This window comes from Streptomyces chartreusis (genome assembly GCF_008704715.1).
Lineage (GTDB): Bacteria > Actinomycetota > Actinomycetes > Streptomycetales > Streptomycetaceae > Streptomyces > Streptomyces chartreusis.
Window position 1 is genome coordinate 3,689,182 of the sequence record NZ_CP023689.1, and the last position, 14,447, is coordinate 3,703,628.

19 protein-coding genes are annotated in these 14,447 nt (G+C 71.4%); 2 read left to right on the forward strand and 17 right to left on the reverse strand.

The annotated features are described in order from the left end of the window. Positions 1-9: 9 nt before the first annotated feature. On the reverse strand, positions 10-795 hold the full coding sequence (locus CP983_RS15500; RefSeq protein WP_150499943.1) for a methyltransferase domain-containing protein: 786 nt from the start codon (positions 793-795) through the stop codon (positions 10-12). A gap of 52 nt (positions 796-847) precedes the next feature. Here CP983_RS15500 and CP983_RS15505 point away from each other — a divergent pair, with 52 nt between their 5' ends. Continuing rightward, positions 848-1,345 (forward strand): DinB family protein, encoded by a 498-nt coding sequence (locus CP983_RS15505; RefSeq protein WP_150499945.1) that lies wholly within the window; start codon positions 848-850, stop codon positions 1,343-1,345. Here CP983_RS15505 and CP983_RS15510 read toward each other — a convergent pair. Beyond that, positions 1,330-1,806: a GNAT family N-acetyltransferase gene (locus CP983_RS15510; protein WP_150499947.1), complete on the reverse strand. Its 477-nt coding sequence runs from the start codon at positions 1,804-1,806 to the stop codon at positions 1,330-1,332. The two genes, CP983_RS15505 and CP983_RS15510, sit on opposite strands and share 16 nt — an antisense overlap. 67 nt (positions 1,807-1,873) lie before the next feature. Beyond that, on the reverse strand, positions 1,874-2,752 hold the full coding sequence (locus CP983_RS15515) for an LLM class flavin-dependent oxidoreductase (RefSeq protein WP_150499949.1): 879 nt from the start codon (positions 2,750-2,752) through the stop codon (positions 1,874-1,876). A 60-nt stretch (positions 2,753-2,812) separates the two neighbouring features. Here CP983_RS15515 and CP983_RS15520 point away from each other — a divergent pair, with 60 nt between their 5' ends. Next, positions 2,813-3,178 (forward strand): DUF192 domain-containing protein, encoded by a 366-nt coding sequence (locus tag CP983_RS15520; protein ID WP_150499951.1) that lies wholly within the window; start codon positions 2,813-2,815, stop codon positions 3,176-3,178. 16 nt (positions 3,179-3,194) lie between these two features. On the opposite strand, the gene CP983_RS15525 is transcribed toward CP983_RS15520, so the two are convergent. The 14 genes from CP983_RS15525 to CP983_RS15590 form a co-directional block, all read right to left on the reverse strand. Continuing rightward, positions 3,195-3,824: an OmpA family protein gene (locus tag CP983_RS15525; RefSeq protein WP_150499953.1), complete on the reverse strand. Its 630-nt coding sequence runs from the start codon at positions 3,822-3,824 to the stop codon at positions 3,195-3,197. Between the two features lie 8 nt (positions 3,825-3,832). Beyond that, entirely contained in the window at positions 3,833-4,411 is a 579-nt protein-coding gene (locus CP983_RS15530) for a hypothetical protein (RefSeq protein WP_150499955.1), read from the reverse strand. A gap of 34 nt (positions 4,412-4,445) precedes the next feature. Beyond that, positions 4,446-5,072: a pilus assembly protein TadG-related protein gene (locus CP983_RS15535; protein ID WP_150499957.1), complete on the reverse strand. Its 627-nt coding sequence runs from the start codon at positions 5,070-5,072 to the stop codon at positions 4,446-4,448. After that, positions 5,069-5,266 (reverse strand): Flp family type IVb pilin, encoded by a 198-nt coding sequence (locus CP983_RS15540; RefSeq protein WP_150499959.1) that lies wholly within the window; start codon positions 5,264-5,266, stop codon positions 5,069-5,071. The genes CP983_RS15535 and CP983_RS15540 overlap by 4 nt, the downstream gene beginning before the upstream one ends. Before the next feature lie 133 nt (positions 5,267-5,399). Continuing rightward, complete coding sequence (locus CP983_RS15545) at positions 5,400-6,149, reverse strand: response regulator (RefSeq protein WP_150499961.1); 750 nt, start codon at positions 6,147-6,149, stop codon at positions 5,400-5,402. After that, complete coding sequence (locus tag CP983_RS15550; protein ID WP_308436548.1) at positions 6,146-7,525, reverse strand: sensor histidine kinase; 1,380 nt, start codon at positions 7,523-7,525, stop codon at positions 6,146-6,148. The genes CP983_RS15545 and CP983_RS15550 overlap by 4 nt, the downstream gene beginning before the upstream one ends. Positions 7,526-7,557: 32 nt before the next feature. Then, positions 7,558-8,451, reverse strand: a complete 894-nt coding sequence (locus CP983_RS15555) for a DUF5936 domain-containing protein (RefSeq protein ID WP_107903548.1) — start codon at positions 8,449-8,451, stop codon at positions 7,558-7,560. 16 nt (positions 8,452-8,467) lie between these two features. Beyond that, positions 8,468-9,415: a type II secretion system F family protein gene (locus CP983_RS15560; protein ID WP_125529582.1), complete on the reverse strand. Its 948-nt coding sequence runs from the start codon at positions 9,413-9,415 to the stop codon at positions 8,468-8,470. An 8-nt stretch (positions 9,416-9,423) separates the two neighbouring features. Next, positions 9,424-10,761 (reverse strand): TadA family conjugal transfer-associated ATPase, encoded by a 1,338-nt coding sequence (locus CP983_RS15565; protein ID WP_107903552.1) that lies wholly within the window; start codon positions 10,759-10,761, stop codon positions 9,424-9,426. Between the two features lie 13 nt (positions 10,762-10,774). After that, positions 10,775-11,137: a TadE/TadG family type IV pilus assembly protein gene (locus tag CP983_RS15570; RefSeq protein ID WP_107903555.1), complete on the reverse strand. Its 363-nt coding sequence runs from the start codon at positions 11,135-11,137 to the stop codon at positions 10,775-10,777. 1 nt (position 11,138) lies between these two features. Next, on the reverse strand, positions 11,139-11,459 hold the full coding sequence (locus tag CP983_RS15575) for a pilus assembly protein (RefSeq protein WP_167537887.1): 321 nt from the start codon (positions 11,457-11,459) through the stop codon (positions 11,139-11,141). Positions 11,460-11,509: 50 nt separating this feature from the next. Then, on the reverse strand, positions 11,510-12,781 hold the full coding sequence (locus CP983_RS15580) for a CpaE/TadZ family protein (protein WP_150499965.1): 1,272 nt from the start codon (positions 12,779-12,781) through the stop codon (positions 11,510-11,512). Between the two features lie 9 nt (positions 12,782-12,790). Beyond that, a complete protein-coding gene (gene cpaB / locus CP983_RS15585; protein ID WP_125529583.1) occupies positions 12,791-13,498 on the reverse strand; it encodes a Flp pilus assembly protein CpaB in 708 nt (235 codons plus the stop codon). Between the two features lie 60 nt (positions 13,499-13,558). Continuing rightward, entirely contained in the window at positions 13,559-14,368 is an 810-nt protein-coding gene (locus tag CP983_RS15590) for a hypothetical protein (RefSeq protein ID WP_150506609.1), read from the reverse strand. Between the last annotated feature and the right edge of the window lie 79 nt (positions 14,369-14,447).

A 14,447-nucleotide genomic window follows, 5' to 3' on the forward strand; every position in this document is an offset into this window, starting at 1 on the left:
CCGCCGGGCTCACGCGTCCGGTTTGCGGGCCTCGAAGAGGTGGCGGGTGCTGTGGGCGACGAAGGGGCCGTCGGACTCGATCTGCTCGTGCAGGTCCTTCAGCCGTGGCCGGTGGGCCTCGACGGTGAAGCCGGGGACCATCCAGACGACCTTGCGCAGGAAGTGCACGACCGCGGCGATGTCGTGGAACTCCATCCGGAGTTCCTCGGCGCGCAGGTCGACGACCTCCAGGCCGGCTGCCTCGGCGTCGGCCCGTTCCCGCTCGGGGTCACGGCCGCTGCGGACCTCCTCGGGCTGGGGGCCGAGGAAGTACTCGACGAGTTCGAAGACGCTGTGCGGCCCGACGTGCTGGGCGAAGTAGGTGCCGCCGGGCCGGAGCACCCGGGCGATCTCCGGCCAGTGGGCCCGGACCGGGTGGCGGCTGGTGACGAGGTCGAACGCCGCGTCGGCGAAGGGCAGCGGCGCCTCCTCGGGCGCAGCGACGACCGCGACTCCGCGCGCGGCGAGCAGGGCGGTGGCCTTGGCGACGTTCGGGGGCCAGCCCTCGGTGGCGACGGTGAGCACGGGGGCCTTCGGGGCCCGGCCGAGGGCGAAGTCCAGGACCTCCCCTCCCCCGGTCTGCAGGTCGAGCGCGGCGCTCGCGCCGGCCAGCCGGTCGGCCAGCGAGACGGCGTATCCCCAGCTGGGCCGCGCCTCGGTGGCCCGTCCCCGGAACCAGGAGAAGTCCCAGCCCTCGGTGGGCACGGCGGCGCCCTCGGCGAGAAGCTCCTCGAACGGCCTGCTGTCCTGTCCCATGCGGCTGATGATCGCAGGGCGTTGTCGGTGGCCGCTGCTAGTTTTCGGCGCCATGACGGACGCGACGTACGCGGCGGGTGAGAAGGAAACGCTCCGGGCGAGCCTGGACCGGCACCGGGACGCGGTGCTGTGGAAGCTGCAGGGCCTGGACGACGAGGGGCTGCGCCGGCCGATGACGCCGACCGGCACGAATCTGCTGGGCCTGGTCAAGCACCTCGGGTCGGTGGAGTACGGCTGGTTCGTGTCGAGCTTCGGCGGCGAGGTGGAGCCGCTGTGGTTCGACCCGTACACCGACCAGGACATGCGGGCCGACCAGGGCGAGACGACCCGACAGATCGTCGAGTTCTACGGCCGTGCGCGGGCCGCCGCCGACCGTGTGATCGCCGAGCGGGCGCTGACGGACCTGGGGCGGCCGGACTGGCGCGACGGTGAGGTGTCGCTGCGCTGGGTGCTGGTCCACATGATCGAGGAGACGGCACGGCACGCGGGCCACATGGACATCCTGCGGGAGCTGATCGACGGGGTGACGGGGGATCAGCCGCGGGACTGAGCGTCCAGCACGAGCAGCACGTGCTCGTCGTCGCCGTGGTGGACGACGCCGGCGCGCCGGAAGCCGTGGTGTTCGAGGAGGCGTACGGAGGCCGTGTTGGCGTGGAAGGGGTCGGCGTACAGGGGGCGGGTCCGCTCGGCGTCGAGGAAGAGGGCCAGCGCCTTGGTGCCGACGCCCCGTCCCCAGTACGACCGCCCCAGCCAGTAGCCGAGGAAGCGGCGGTCGCCGTCCCACCAGGAGACGACGCTGCCGGCCACCTCGTCCCCGGCCAGGACGGTCCGCACGAGGCAGGTCTCGTCCCCGAGCACGCTCGTGCGCCAGTGCTTCATGAAGGCGTCCCGCGGCCGGGGCGTGAACCTCGACCGCCGCAGGGCCTCCGGGTCGTGCTCGTGGGCGAGGAACGCCTCCAGGTCGGAGTCCAGCACGGCTCGGATGCGTACGTCGGCGGTGTCGTCGCTCATCCTGTGGAGTCTGGCAGGCACCACTGACAACGCCCCCGAAGCGGCCCGCGCCCCGGCGGGCCCGCGGCTACGGCACCAGCGGCCGTACTTCCTCCGCGACGAACCGCACGAATCCCTCCGGGTCGGGCTCGTCGCCCGTCGGCTGGAGCACGACGGTGTCCGCGCCGGCGTCCGCGAGCCGCTGCACGGCCTTCGCCACGGCTCCCGCGTCCCCGGCGACACCGAGGTCGGGCACGGACGCGTCGCCCTCCGCGGTGAGTTCGGCCTTCAGCCGGGCGGACGCGTCGGGCCCGGTGGCGGTGAGCAGATACACGACGATCTCGTGCGGCTCGGCGCTGTCGCGTCCGGCCGCCGCACGGCCCTCGTCGACGAGCTGCCGCGCCTTGCGCACGCCGTCCGGCGGTGTCGACGCGGTGAGCAGCGTCCCGTCGGCCGCCTCACCGGCCAGCCGCAGCGAGCGGGGCCCGGTGACGCCGGCGATGATCGGCACCGCCTCGGCGGGCGGCCAGTCGAGGGCGACGTCGTCGAGCCTGACGTACCGGCCCTCGACGGTCACCCGCTCGCCGCGCAACAGGGCCCGCAGCACGTCGAGATGCTCGCGCAGCAGCGTCACCGGCGATTCGACCCGCGCACCGACCTGGCCCATCCAGTCCTGCACGCCGTGCCCCACGGCGAGGATCGGCCGCCCCGGGAACATCCGGTGGAGACCGGCCGCCTCCATGGCGGTGATCGCGACGTTCCGCAGCGGCACCGGCAGCAGTCCGACGCCGACCCTGATCCGCTCGGTCCAGGCGAGGGCGGCGGCCGCGGTGGAGATCCCTCCTTCCCGGAAGCAGTCCTCCCAGAGCCAGAGCTCTTCGAGTCCCGCCTCGTCGGCGAGCCGGGCGACGGATCGGAGTCGTTCGGGGGCCAGCTGGGGACGGAATACTGCGCCGAGTCCGGTCATGGGGCCTTCCTACCCGGGTAGCACTCGGCGGACAACAGAAAATCCTGGAGGTGGCTGAGGATGGGGCGACGCCTGCGAGACGGGCGGGGGGTGCTGGTCGTCCACGGGGAGCACGGTGAGGTGCGGGTCCCGCTGGAGATCGCCGCGTCGTACCGGGCCCGGACGAAGGGGCTGCTCGGGCGGGACGGCGTCGACGGCGCGATGCTGCTCACGCCGGCCGGCTCGGTGCACACGTTCCGGATGCGCATGCCCATCGACGTGGCCTACCTCGACCGCGGGCTGCGAGTCATCGCCGTACGCACCATGGCGCCGGGACGGCTGGGCCTGCCCCGGCTGCGCTCACGACATGTACTGGAGGCGGAGGCCGGGGTTATGGCGGGGTGGGGGGTGGGGGCGGGTGTCCGGGTGAGCGTGACGGAGGAGTGAGGCGCCGGATCGCCGGTCACCCGTCCGAGCGCGGGAAGGACACCTCCACCCTTCGGTTCTTCTTGCGGCCCTCTTCCGTCGAGTTCGGGGAGATCGGGTACTGCTCGCCGTAGCCCCGCACCTCGTACGTCACCGAGGAGTCGTTGAGCTCCGCGTCCAGGACTCCCTGTACGGCGTTGGCGCGCTTCCGGGACAGGACGTCGCCGTGGGCCGAGGAGCCCAGATTGTCTGTGAAGCCGAAGACGCGGATCCTCGTGGCGTTCTGCTTCCCGATCTCCTCCGCGATGGAGGCGATACGGGCCTTCGCCTCGCCGGTCAGCTTCGCGCTGTCCTTGGGGAACAGGACCTCGGCCTGGAGCGCGAACTTCACGTCCGCGTTGGTGTCCTCGCGGCGCTCCTCGCCGCCCTGCTCCTCCACGACCTGCTTGATGTCCAGGACCTTCGGCTCGGCGAGGGTGGCGCCCTCGGGCAGCTTCAGGTCGGGATCGTTGGCGTCCACCTCCACGGGCGCGGTGGCGCTGGCCTCGGTCCCGGGTGGCACACCGGGGTCGTCGTCCGCGTCGGCCGTGGTGGCGACGAGGACGTTGGCGGCGACCATGATCATGGCCGCGGTGAGGGTCAGGGTGAGGCGGGGGGCGGCGGTCATGGGGGGCCTCACCCGGAGATCGTGATGTCGGCCGGGGCGAACATGGGCAGCTGGAACGACACGTCGGGAGTGTCGTTGGGCGGCGCCGGGAACTGCATGAACACGGGGATGGTCTCGCCCGACTTGATGGAAGAGATGCCCGTCGTGGTGAGCGGGCGGCCGTCGGTGTCCCGCAGGACGTAGTAGCGCTTCTTGCCCTTGGAGTCGACCAGCGTGGCTCCGCCCAGCGACCGGCCGTTCCTGATGATCTCGGTCTCGTTGCCGCTCAACTGCGCGGGGATGGTGACCGTCTTGTCGCCGTCGTTCTTCAGTTCGCCGTTGACCGTGATGAATCCACCCGCGTCCCGGGCGGCGGAGTTGATCTGGAGCAGCAGTCCGTTGGGACCCTTCAACTCGGCCAGGGGATCGCCCGACTGCCCCTCCTGGGCACTCGGCCCCGACCCGCCACTCTTGGTGGCGGACGGCGAGGACTCCGGCTTCTTGTCGTCGCCTCCACTGCCGCAGCCGGCCGCACCGAGGGCCAGTCCGGCCGCGACGGTCATCGCGACCATCCCCCTGCGGGCCTTCGTGGTGAACCGAATGCTCATGCCCCTGCTTCCTTCGTCACTCGTCGTTCGCTTGTCAGTCGGCCAGGTGGACGTCGAAGAGGTCCTCGGGGTCCGGAAGAGTCGCCGGATCGTCCGGGTCGAGGTCCCAGTTCGTGTCGTCGCAGGTGAGTTGTGGCAGTGGCAGCGTGTCGTTCCCATCGCCCTCGCCCTCCCCTTCGTCGGCGTCCTCGCCGGGGAGATCGAACGTGCACAAAGGCTCGATCACGGCGATGGCCGACGCCTTCGAGTGCTTGTCCTCGGTTCCGGGGACGATGGAGTCGCCGACGGACTTGTCGGTCGTGACGTCGACCTTGTAACCCAACAGCCCGTCCCGCCCGCAGTAACGGACACCGGCGTCGTTCTGGGCCGCGAGGTCGTCCGCCCGCCAGCAATCGTCGAACAGTGCGGTGTCGCCGTCGAGGATGTCCTGCCACTTCGTCGGGTCGCTCACGACTTCCAGCCAGTCGCCGGCGAGTTGGCTCCTGGTCTCCTGTGCCGCCGCGAGCGCGGCCGCGTCGGCGGCCGTCTGGGCTCCGTTCCTGTTTGCCGCGGCCTGGCCGACCGCAAGGTACGCGAACGCGAGAAAAAGCAGACCCGCCACCACCGTGATGTAGATGGGGAAGGCCTGCCCTGCGTCGTCGTGCCGTCGGGGTCTCGTCAACCGCCGGTGACCTCGGTGATCTTGTCCGTGATCGCGTTGTAGATCGTCTGCCCGATATCGGTGCCCGTGATCGCCAACACGATCGCCACCACCACCGCGATGATGCCCAGATACTCCACCGCCGTCTGCCCCTTGTCGTCGCGCGTGGTGCGCGAGCGCAGGTAGGTGACGGTGGTGTTGATCCAGTTGCTCATGGTGTTCCCCTCTGGGCTCCACAGTGCTGTGAGAAGTCTCTGGAGAAAAGTAAGCGGGAATTCCCCGAACACCAGAGGGTCCCTGGGCCCAATTCCGGGCCTCGGCCGAAAACCGTCGCTCCGTCATCGCCGGTCAGCTCCGTCCCTGGTGTGAACCAGGAGCCGTGCCGAGCCACTTGGCGGCGGCTTCCGCTCGGCTCGTGCTGTGGAGTTTGGCGAAGATCCGGTTGATGTGGTTCTTGACCGTCTTCTCGCTGATGAAGCAGGTGGCGGCGATCTGCTGGTTGTTCATGCCCGCCGCGATGAGGTCCATGATCTCCGCCTCCCTCCTGCTCAGCCGGAACCGTGACCGATACGGGGACGACTGTCCCACATTTGATTGCACTTGCGAAAGCGATTCGAGGGAATTCCCTGTAACAGTTGGGAGTTCATCGTTTGCTTGCGCGAGCGAAGCCGTTGCCGCAGCTGCCGCCGTGGGTGTGAGCCGGCTCCCGCCCGCCCTGATCTCCCGTACGGCCTCGATCAGTTCGTCCGCCGTGAACTCGCCGTGGACCAGATAACCGGAGGCGCCGAGCCGCAGTGCCTCGCGGACCGTCTCCGACTCTCCGCTGTACGTCAGCATCATCACCGGCGCGATCCGCACCAGATGCGGAAGGGCGGAGATGCCGTCGGTGCCCGGCATCCGTACGTCCAGGAGGATCAGGTCGGGGCGGTGGCGGCGGGCCGCCTCGTGGGCCTCGTGGCCGTTCGTCGCCTCGGCCACGACCCTTATGTCGGCGTGCGCGCAGAGCAGGGCTCTCAGGCCCGCCCGGACCACGGGGTTGTCGTCGGCCACCACCAGGCGCAGGGGCGTGGCGGGCGGGGGTGACTGGGCCGTCTTCATGGGTTGGTCGCCTTCGTCGTCGTGAGGGCCGCCAGTGGCAGTTCCAGGCGGACCTCCGTGCCGCGGGCGTGGATGCCCTTGCCGAAGTGGATGCGGGCGCCTATCGAGGAGGCTCGTTCGGCCATGCCGAGGAGGCCGAAGTGGCCGGTCCGGCGGAGGTGTTCGAGGGTGGTGCCGGGCGGCAGGCCCCGGCCGTCGTCCCGGACGGTGAGGCGGAGCACCTCGTCCTGGACGCCGGCCCGCACCTCCACCTTCGTGGCGTCGGCGTGGCGGTGGGCGTTCTCCATGGCCTCCGCCGTGATGGTGAGGAGCTGGCGGGCCACGGCGGGCGGAACGGGAGGCGCGGGGGCGTCGCCCATCGGGCCGTACGTCGCCGGTACGCCCGTGCGGGCCGTGAAGTCGTCGCTCTGTCGAGCCAGTTCGGGGGCGACGTCCGTCATCCGGTCGGGGTCGGACTCGCGGCGCAGGTCCGCGAGGAGTTCCCGGGACTCCGCGGCCGCTCTGCGGGCCGAGCGGGCGACCAGTTCCGCCTGCTCAATGATGCGGGCCGGGTCCATCGGGGCCGTCGCCGCGGAGGCCGCCAGGCCGTCGGCGGCCAGTGCCACGCCGTGCAGGGTCTTCGCCACCGAGTCGTGCATCTCGCGGGCCAGCCGGGCCCGTTCCGCGCCCACCGCCTCGGTGACCGCGAGGCGGGCCTGGACCGTCGTCAGGGCCTGGGTGGCCGTGCCGAAGCGGAGCATCAGGTTGCGCAGGGTCGAACCCAGCGCGCCGGTGATGACGCACAGGCCCGGCAGGAGCAGCTTGTCCGCGAGGCTCGCCGACCTCGCGTCGGTGTTGATCGCGTAGGCCAGGAGCAGGATCAGGGACTGCACGCTCGCGAAGAGGGCGGCGCCCCGGTAGCCGTAGACGATGCCGGCCAGGAGCGGGGTGCAGACGCTGACGTAGGCCAGGGTCGTGTCCGGGCCGGCGGAGATGAGCAGCAGGGAGGTGAAGAGGGTGTCGGCGGCCAGGAGGGTGGGGTGGCGCAGGAGGAGCGGGCCGAAGCGTTCCCAGTCGCGGAACAGGGCGTAGGAGCCCATGAACGTGACCACGACCGCCGCGCCCATCAGCCGGGTGCCGAGCCCCGGCGCCGCGTTGAGCAGGGCCGCCGGCGCCGAGAGGGCGATCATGGCGAGCCGGAAGCCGAAGACCTGACGGCACATCGCCTGAAGGGCGTTGACCTGGAGCGGTATCGTCACGGCCGGCTCGGTCCGCCGCCCGATGAGCTCGCTGCGCGCGGCCCGTCCGGAGCGCCGGGACAGCCGGCCCGCGCGCAGGAACCCGAGGCCGAACCGCGACGTCCGCGCCTCCGGCCCCGCTCCCGTCCCGGTCCTCATCCTCAACGGCATGCCCGCCACGGCCCCTCCCCCTACTCCCCCGTCAGCGACCCGAAGTCCGTTCCCGACCCCAGCAGCAGACCCGCCCCCAGCAGGATCATCGTCGCCGGGACCATGAACGTCGTGATCATCAGCGTGGCCCTGGGGACCGCGCGGGCCGCCTTGCGGCGGGCGTTCTGGGCGTCGGTGCGGCGCATGTCCTTGGCCAGGGCGACCAGGGTGTCCACGATCGGCGCGCCGAGCTCCTCGCCCTGCTGGAGCGCGGTCACGAACATCGCCACCTGTTCGGAGTCGTTCCTGCGGCGCAGTTCCGCGAAGGCCTGGCGGCGGCTCATGCCGAGGTCCATCTGGCGCAGGGTGATGCGCAGTTCGTCGGCCCAGGGGCCCTCGTACCTGGAGGCGACCCGGTCGAGCGCCTGGCGGAAACCGAGGCCCGCGCTGACGACGACCGCGAGGACGTCCAGGAAGTCCGGCAGGGTGCGCTCGATCTCGTCCTTCCTGATCCGGATCGCCGACCAGATGCCGACCTCCGTCCAGAAGGCGCCGAACGCCAGCAGCAGCAGTGCGACCAGGATCTGGCCGCGCAGCAGGAACACCAGGAAGCCGACCGCGCCGAGGAAGCCGTACACCGCGCGCCGGGCCGCGTAGCGGTCGATGGTCAGGCCGCCGGGGTTGCCCGCGAGGTCTATCTTGCGGCGGTACCTGGCGACCAGTTTCGGGCCCATCAGACGCAGTACGGCGGGCGCGTAGCGCATGCCCATGCGGTCGACGAGCGAGTCGACGGCGCCGGTGCGGGTCGCGCCGACCTCCAGGGCCAGCGCGAGGTCGCTGGGCAGCCTGGTCTCCGCCCGGTACAGGCGGATCGCGGCGAAGACGCCCCAGACGCCCAGGGCCATGACCGTCGCGAGGAGGATTCCGATTCCCATCAGTCGTCCCCGCCCCTCAGACGTCGATCCGCGACATGCGGCGGATCAGGATGAAGCCCACCGCGTACAGCCCGAACGCGATCAGCACCGCCGCCTGGCCCAGCGACGAGCCGGTCATCCGGTCGAGGGCGCCGTCCTTCACCCCGTTCATCAGGAACAACGACCCGATGCCGAGGACCGGGACGGCGTACGACGTCATGCTGACCTGGGAGAGCTGGGTGCGGACCTCGCGCCGGGTCTCCTTGCGTTCCTCCAGGGTCTCGGTGAGGTTCCGCAGGGCGCTGACCACCTGCCCGCCGGCCCTGTTGGACAGCACCAGCGTGGTCACCAGGACGACCAGTTCGCGGGAGGGGAGGCGTTCGGCGAGCTCGCCGAGGGCGTCGTCCATCGAGGCGCCCAGCGCCAGCTGGTTGGAGACCTTGGCCAGTTCCTCGCCGGCCGGCGCCTCCAGCTCCTCCGCCGCGAGTCCGATCGCGGTGCGCAGGGCGAGTCCGGCGTGGGCGGCGTTGGCCAGGATGCGGGCGAGTTCGGGGAGTTGGTTGATGAACCGCTCGATGCGCTTCTGCCGCTGCCAGTTGAGGAACTGGACCGCGGCCCACACCCCCAGCAGGCCGGCGATCGGGCCGAAGAAGGGGGCCAGCGCGGCCTGTCCGATCAGCCACAGGCCGGCCACCGTCGCCAGCATGTAGACGAAGAACTCGCCTGGGGTGACGTCCAGGCCCGTCGCCGTCAGCCGCAGCTCCAGCTGCTTGCCCAGCCGCGTCCGGCGCAGCCGCCGGTCCAGATCGGCGAAGCGGCGCCGCCGGCCGCCGGCCCCGGTGAGCTGGCCGGTGGCGGAGAGCCGGTCGACCAGGGCCTGGCGCTGGGACCGGCCGGCGGCGTAGGCGTGTACGCCCACCACGGCGAGCGCGCAGGTCATGAGCGCGACGCCGGTGGTGAGCGTGATGCGGGTCTGGAGGTCCATGGGGGGTCCTACCTGGCTTCTCGGGTGGCGAGCTCGAGCGGTGACTGGGCGACGCCGAAGGCCTGCGGGATCGGCTGGCTCGCCATGTAGAGGCGGTCCGCGGTGCGGCGGGGCAGCGGGAAGTACGCGAAGGCGCCGTGCACGCGGCCGTCCGGCGTCATGGGCTGGGCGTGGAAGCGGGCGACCGTCGCCAGCCGGTACGGCTCCGCCCCGTGGCTGTCCAGGATCGCGATCTCGGTGATCCGGCGGGCGCCGTCCGGGAACCGGGTCAGCTGGATGAGCACGTCGACGGCACTGTTGATCTGGTCGTGCAGCGCCTCGAAGGGGACGGAGACGTCGGACATGGACGCGAGGGTCTTCAGCCGCATCAGGGCGTCCTCGGCGCTGTTGGCGTGGACGGTGGCCAGCGAGCCGTCGTGGCCGGTCGACATCGCCTGGAGCATGTCGAGGGACTCGCCACCGCGGACCTCGCCGACGACGATCCGGTCGGGCCGCATGCGCAGGGAGTTGCGGACCAGGTCGCGGATGGTGATCTGGCCCTTGCCCTCGACGTTGGGCGGGCGGGACTCCAGCCGGATCACATGGGACTGCTGGAGCTGGAGTTCGGCGGAGTCCTCGATGGTGATGATGCGCTCGGACTCGGGGATCAGCCCGGACAGGGCGTTCAGCAGGGTCGTCTTCCCGGTGCCCGTCGCGCCCGAGACGATGACGTTGAACTTCGCCTGCACGAGCCCGGCCAGCAGATACACCATGGGCTCGTCGAGGGAGCCGAGGCCGGTCATCTCGTGCAGGGTGAAGGAGCGCGGGAAGCGGCGGATGGTGAGGGTCGCGCCGGTCAGGGACAGCGGCGGGATGATGACGTTCACGCGCTCGCCGGACGGCAGGCGGGCGTCCACCATGGGGTTGGACTCGTCGACCCGCCGGTTGACCGTGGAGACGATCCGCTCGATGGTCTGCATCAGCTGGTCGTGGGAGGGGAAGCGCAGTGGCAACTGCTCCACGCGGCCCGCGCGTTCGACGAAGATCGCGTCCGGGCCGTTCACCATGATCTCGGTGATCGACGCGTCCTCCAGGAGGGGTTCCAGGATGCCGAGGCCGAGTGCCTCGTCGACGACTCTGCGAATGAGCTGCGAGCGCTCGACGGTCGACAGGACCGGTCCCTCGCGGCTGATGATGTGCCCGAGCACCCGCTCGAGGCGGGCCCGGCGCTCGGCCGCGGCCAGCGAGCTCATCTCCGCGAGGTCGATCTCCTCCAGGAGCTTGGCCCGGTAGGAGGAGACCAGGTGGCCGTCCTCGCCCCGGCCGGTGTTCTCCTCCGGGGTGTTGATGCGGGACCGCAGACTCATGGGGGTACCTCGTTCAGTGGTCGAGCGGCATGGTGGCGGTCTTCTGCGCGGGGTCGAAGTCCCAGCCGGGGACGATCGAGGGGATGTCGACCGTGGCGGTGACCGTGACCTGGTCGCCCCCCTGCGCCTCGGAGCAGGCGACGGTCAGCCAGTCGCTGATCGCGTTGACGCACCCGTCCTGCGCGCTGTCGTCGAGGGAGGCGGCCCGCGCCCCCGCCCTGGCCGCCGTCCCCGCCTGCTGGGCGGTGTAGGCGATCAGCCCGACCTGCACGCCGGCCATCGCGACGAGGATCAGGACCGGGATGAACCCGAGGTACTCCAGGGCGACCTGACCGCGGTCCCGGCCCGCACGGCGGGGGAAGAGTCGGTACGGCATCTCAGTCCTTCTCCTCCTGTACGGCCCCGGCGTGGCCCTCGACCGTGAACGGGAAGCCGATCGCGCCGGGGAAGAGGACGGGCACCCGGAGCGTCACATCGGCCGTGACATAACCGCCGCCCGCCCCGCACTGCACCGAGGCGTCCCCCTGCCACGCCTGGGGAAGGTGCTTCAGCCCCGCCTCCTCGCAGCCCGCCTGCCCCTCCGCCGCCGTCCCCGCCCTGACCGCCTCGTCCGCAGCATTCCCCGCGAGCGTGAACGTGTACCCCACGAGCACGAACTGCCACATCAGCACCAGGGTGACGACGATCGTCGGCAGCATCCCGAGGAACTCGACCGCCACCTGCCCCTTGTCGCCCCGGCTGCGCCGCCTCACCGCCCTATTTCCTTCCGCCTGCGGAAGGTGAGCGCCGCCCGGTCGCCGCCGCTCCCGCGCGCCCGGCCGTTGCGGCGCGGCTGGACCGCCGCCTCGGTGCCCTTGACCAGCCCCAGCTCCCCCGCGAGCGCCCAGAGCGCCTGCTTGACCGTGCTCCTGGGGTCGAGTTCGTGCACCCGGCCGGCGTCGACGGGGCCCTGGAGCTCCTTGAAGTTGGCGGGGACGGCGGTGGCGGCGATGGCCGTGCCGGTGATGCGCTGGATCAGGGCGGGCTGGATCTCGGCGCTGCGCGTGTGGCGGTTGACGACGATCATGGTCTCCTCCGCCTTGCGGATCTGCAGGCGGTCCCACATCCGCACGGTGCGCTTGGCGCCGCGCACCGCGACCACGTCGGGGGTGGTGACGAGGAGGGCGGTGTCGGCCATCTCGACGGCGGCCGCGCTCGCGCCCGAGAGCTGGGAGCCGCAGTCGATGACGACGACCTCGTAGCGCGAGCGCAGGGCGCTGACGATGTGGCGGGCGGCCCGGTCGGTGACCTCCTCGCCGCGTTCGCCGTCGCCGGGGGCGAGCAGCAGCGCCACGCCCGTGTCGTGCCGGAACACTGCGTCAGCCAGGACCCGCGGCGTGATGTCGTTGATGGCGGCGAGGTCGACGACCGAGCGGCGGAACTGGATGTCCAGGTAGGAGGCGATGTCGCCGGTCTGCAGGTCCATGTCGAGCAGCGCGGTGCTGCGGCCCGACGCCTGGGCGGCCAGGGCCAGCTGGATGGCCGCGAGGGTGGCCCCGACGCCGCCCTTCGCGCCGCTCACCGTGACCACGGTGCCGCCGACACCGCTGAACACATCGCCGCCGGCGCCCAGATGACGCCGTACGCCGATGGACCACTGGGCCACCGCGTTGACCCGGCTGGCCAGTTCCTCGTAGCTCAGGGGCAGGGCGACCAGGCCCCGCGCGCCGTAGTCCATGGCGGCCTGGAAGAGGCCGGGGCTCGCGTCGGAGGTGACGAGGATGACGCCGACCGCCGGGAAGCGCAGGGCCACGTCGCGGATGAGCTCCAGGGCCGGGACGGGGCCGATGCGTTCGTGGACGACGACGACCTCGGGGAGTTCGTCGATGGACTCGGCGGCCAGGCGGGCCAGGGTGTCGACGAGCTGGGTGGAGTCGGTGACCGGGGCGACCGGCTCGGCGTCGGGGAGCTGGCTGAGCAGCGTCGTGAGGGACCGGACCGCGTCCGCGTCGCCGACGGCCGGGAGGATCCTCGTGGGCATGGGGGCCTCTCACTTGTCCTTGGCGAGTTCGTACGTGCGGTTCGTCGCGGGGATGTCGGAGTCGGAGCCGGGCGCCACCAGGGCGAGCCGGACCTCGTCGGCGAACGACTCGGCGTACGTCAGGCGCTGGGCGTCGATCGGCTCCAGCGCGAAGGTGATCGGGACGGCCTCGGTGGGCTCCCGGCGCCCGCCGTCCTCGTCGGGCTTGAGCGAGGTCAGCTCGCCCACGTCGATGACGCGGGCGTTCTCCACGATCAGCCGCGACTGGTCGGGGTCCGAGTCGCGGGCGCCCTCGAAGGTGGCGTAGACGTTGACCTTGGAGCCCGGGGTGATCTTGCCCGCCACGCCGGTCGCCGCGTCGATCATGATGGCGAGCTCCTGCTCGCCGGTCTGCAGGGCCGGCTGGTCGACGATCATGTCGCTCTGGAGCAGGGAGCCCGACTTGAGGGTCGTCACGGCGATCTTGCCCTGGATCTCGCGGAGACTGGTGACCGCGTTCTTCGACAGCCACCGCTCGGGCATCTCGATCTTCTCGAACTGGCCCGCGCTGAGCGGCGTGTAGGGAGCCACGTCTCTCTTGAGCCGGTACGCGTCGACCTCCGGGCCGACCTTGGACTTCACGTCGTTGATGACGGACAGGACACCGGCGAAGGCGCCGAGGGCGCAGACGATCGACAGGAGCAGGAGTATCACGCCGCGGCGCTGACGGGAGTTCATGAACCGTGCAACCTCATTGGGGGAATCGGTCGGGGGCGGTCGGATCGGGCTCGGGTCCGGTCAGCCTGCGCGGGCCGGTTGCTCATGGACGGGCGGGGTGGCGGAGCAGAAGACGCAGCGGTCGCCGATGACGTCGATGCCGCACCAGTGACAGGAGTTCTGCCGTACCGAGGTGACGAGCTGGTAAAGCACCGACAGGTCGGGCAGGTAGGCGCAGAACTCGATGAGCTTGCCCGTCCCCCACCAGGTGCCCGACTCGGCGGGCAGGACGACCTCGCGCAGCCCTTGCGCGTTCCAGGACTTGGCCAGGGTCGCGGTGACCCAGTCGGACTGCAGCTGTCCCTGCGCGACCAGCATCGACGTGCCGAACTCCGGGCCGGGGAGGGTGACTCCGGGGGCGATGCGCACGAGTTGCGGGGCGGGGTGGGCGAGGACGCCGAACTGGCTGCCGGGCATCCAGGACTTGGCGTGCGACTTGAGGTCGACGGGGACGCGGTCGAGCCGGGTGACGGAGCCGAGGAGTGCCCCGGCGTGTATGTAGTGGGTGAGCAGCCGGCCCGCCGAGGCGAGGACGCCGGGGCTGAGGTCGCAGGAGGCGAGCTGGCGCAGCTGGCGGGCGAGGACGGCCAGTCCGAGCGGGGGCAGTTCGGGGCGGAAGACGGCGATCCGGTCGCTCTCCAGCAGGGACCGTACGGTGTGCAGCCGCTGCCGCACGCCCCGGGAGACGGCGGTCGAGCAGAGGACGATCACATGGCCGTGCTGCTCGACGAGCGTCTGCATGCCCGCCAACGACCGCTCCAGCGGCTCGCGGTCGAGGTCCTGGAGCACGACGGCGGGCACGGTTCGCTCGTCCTGCGCCGGCAGCGCCATGTCGGCGCTGGTCACGGCGATGGCAGTTGGCACGCGTCGCTCCCCGTTCCCGCCCGGTCCGGTGCACCGGTGTTACTGC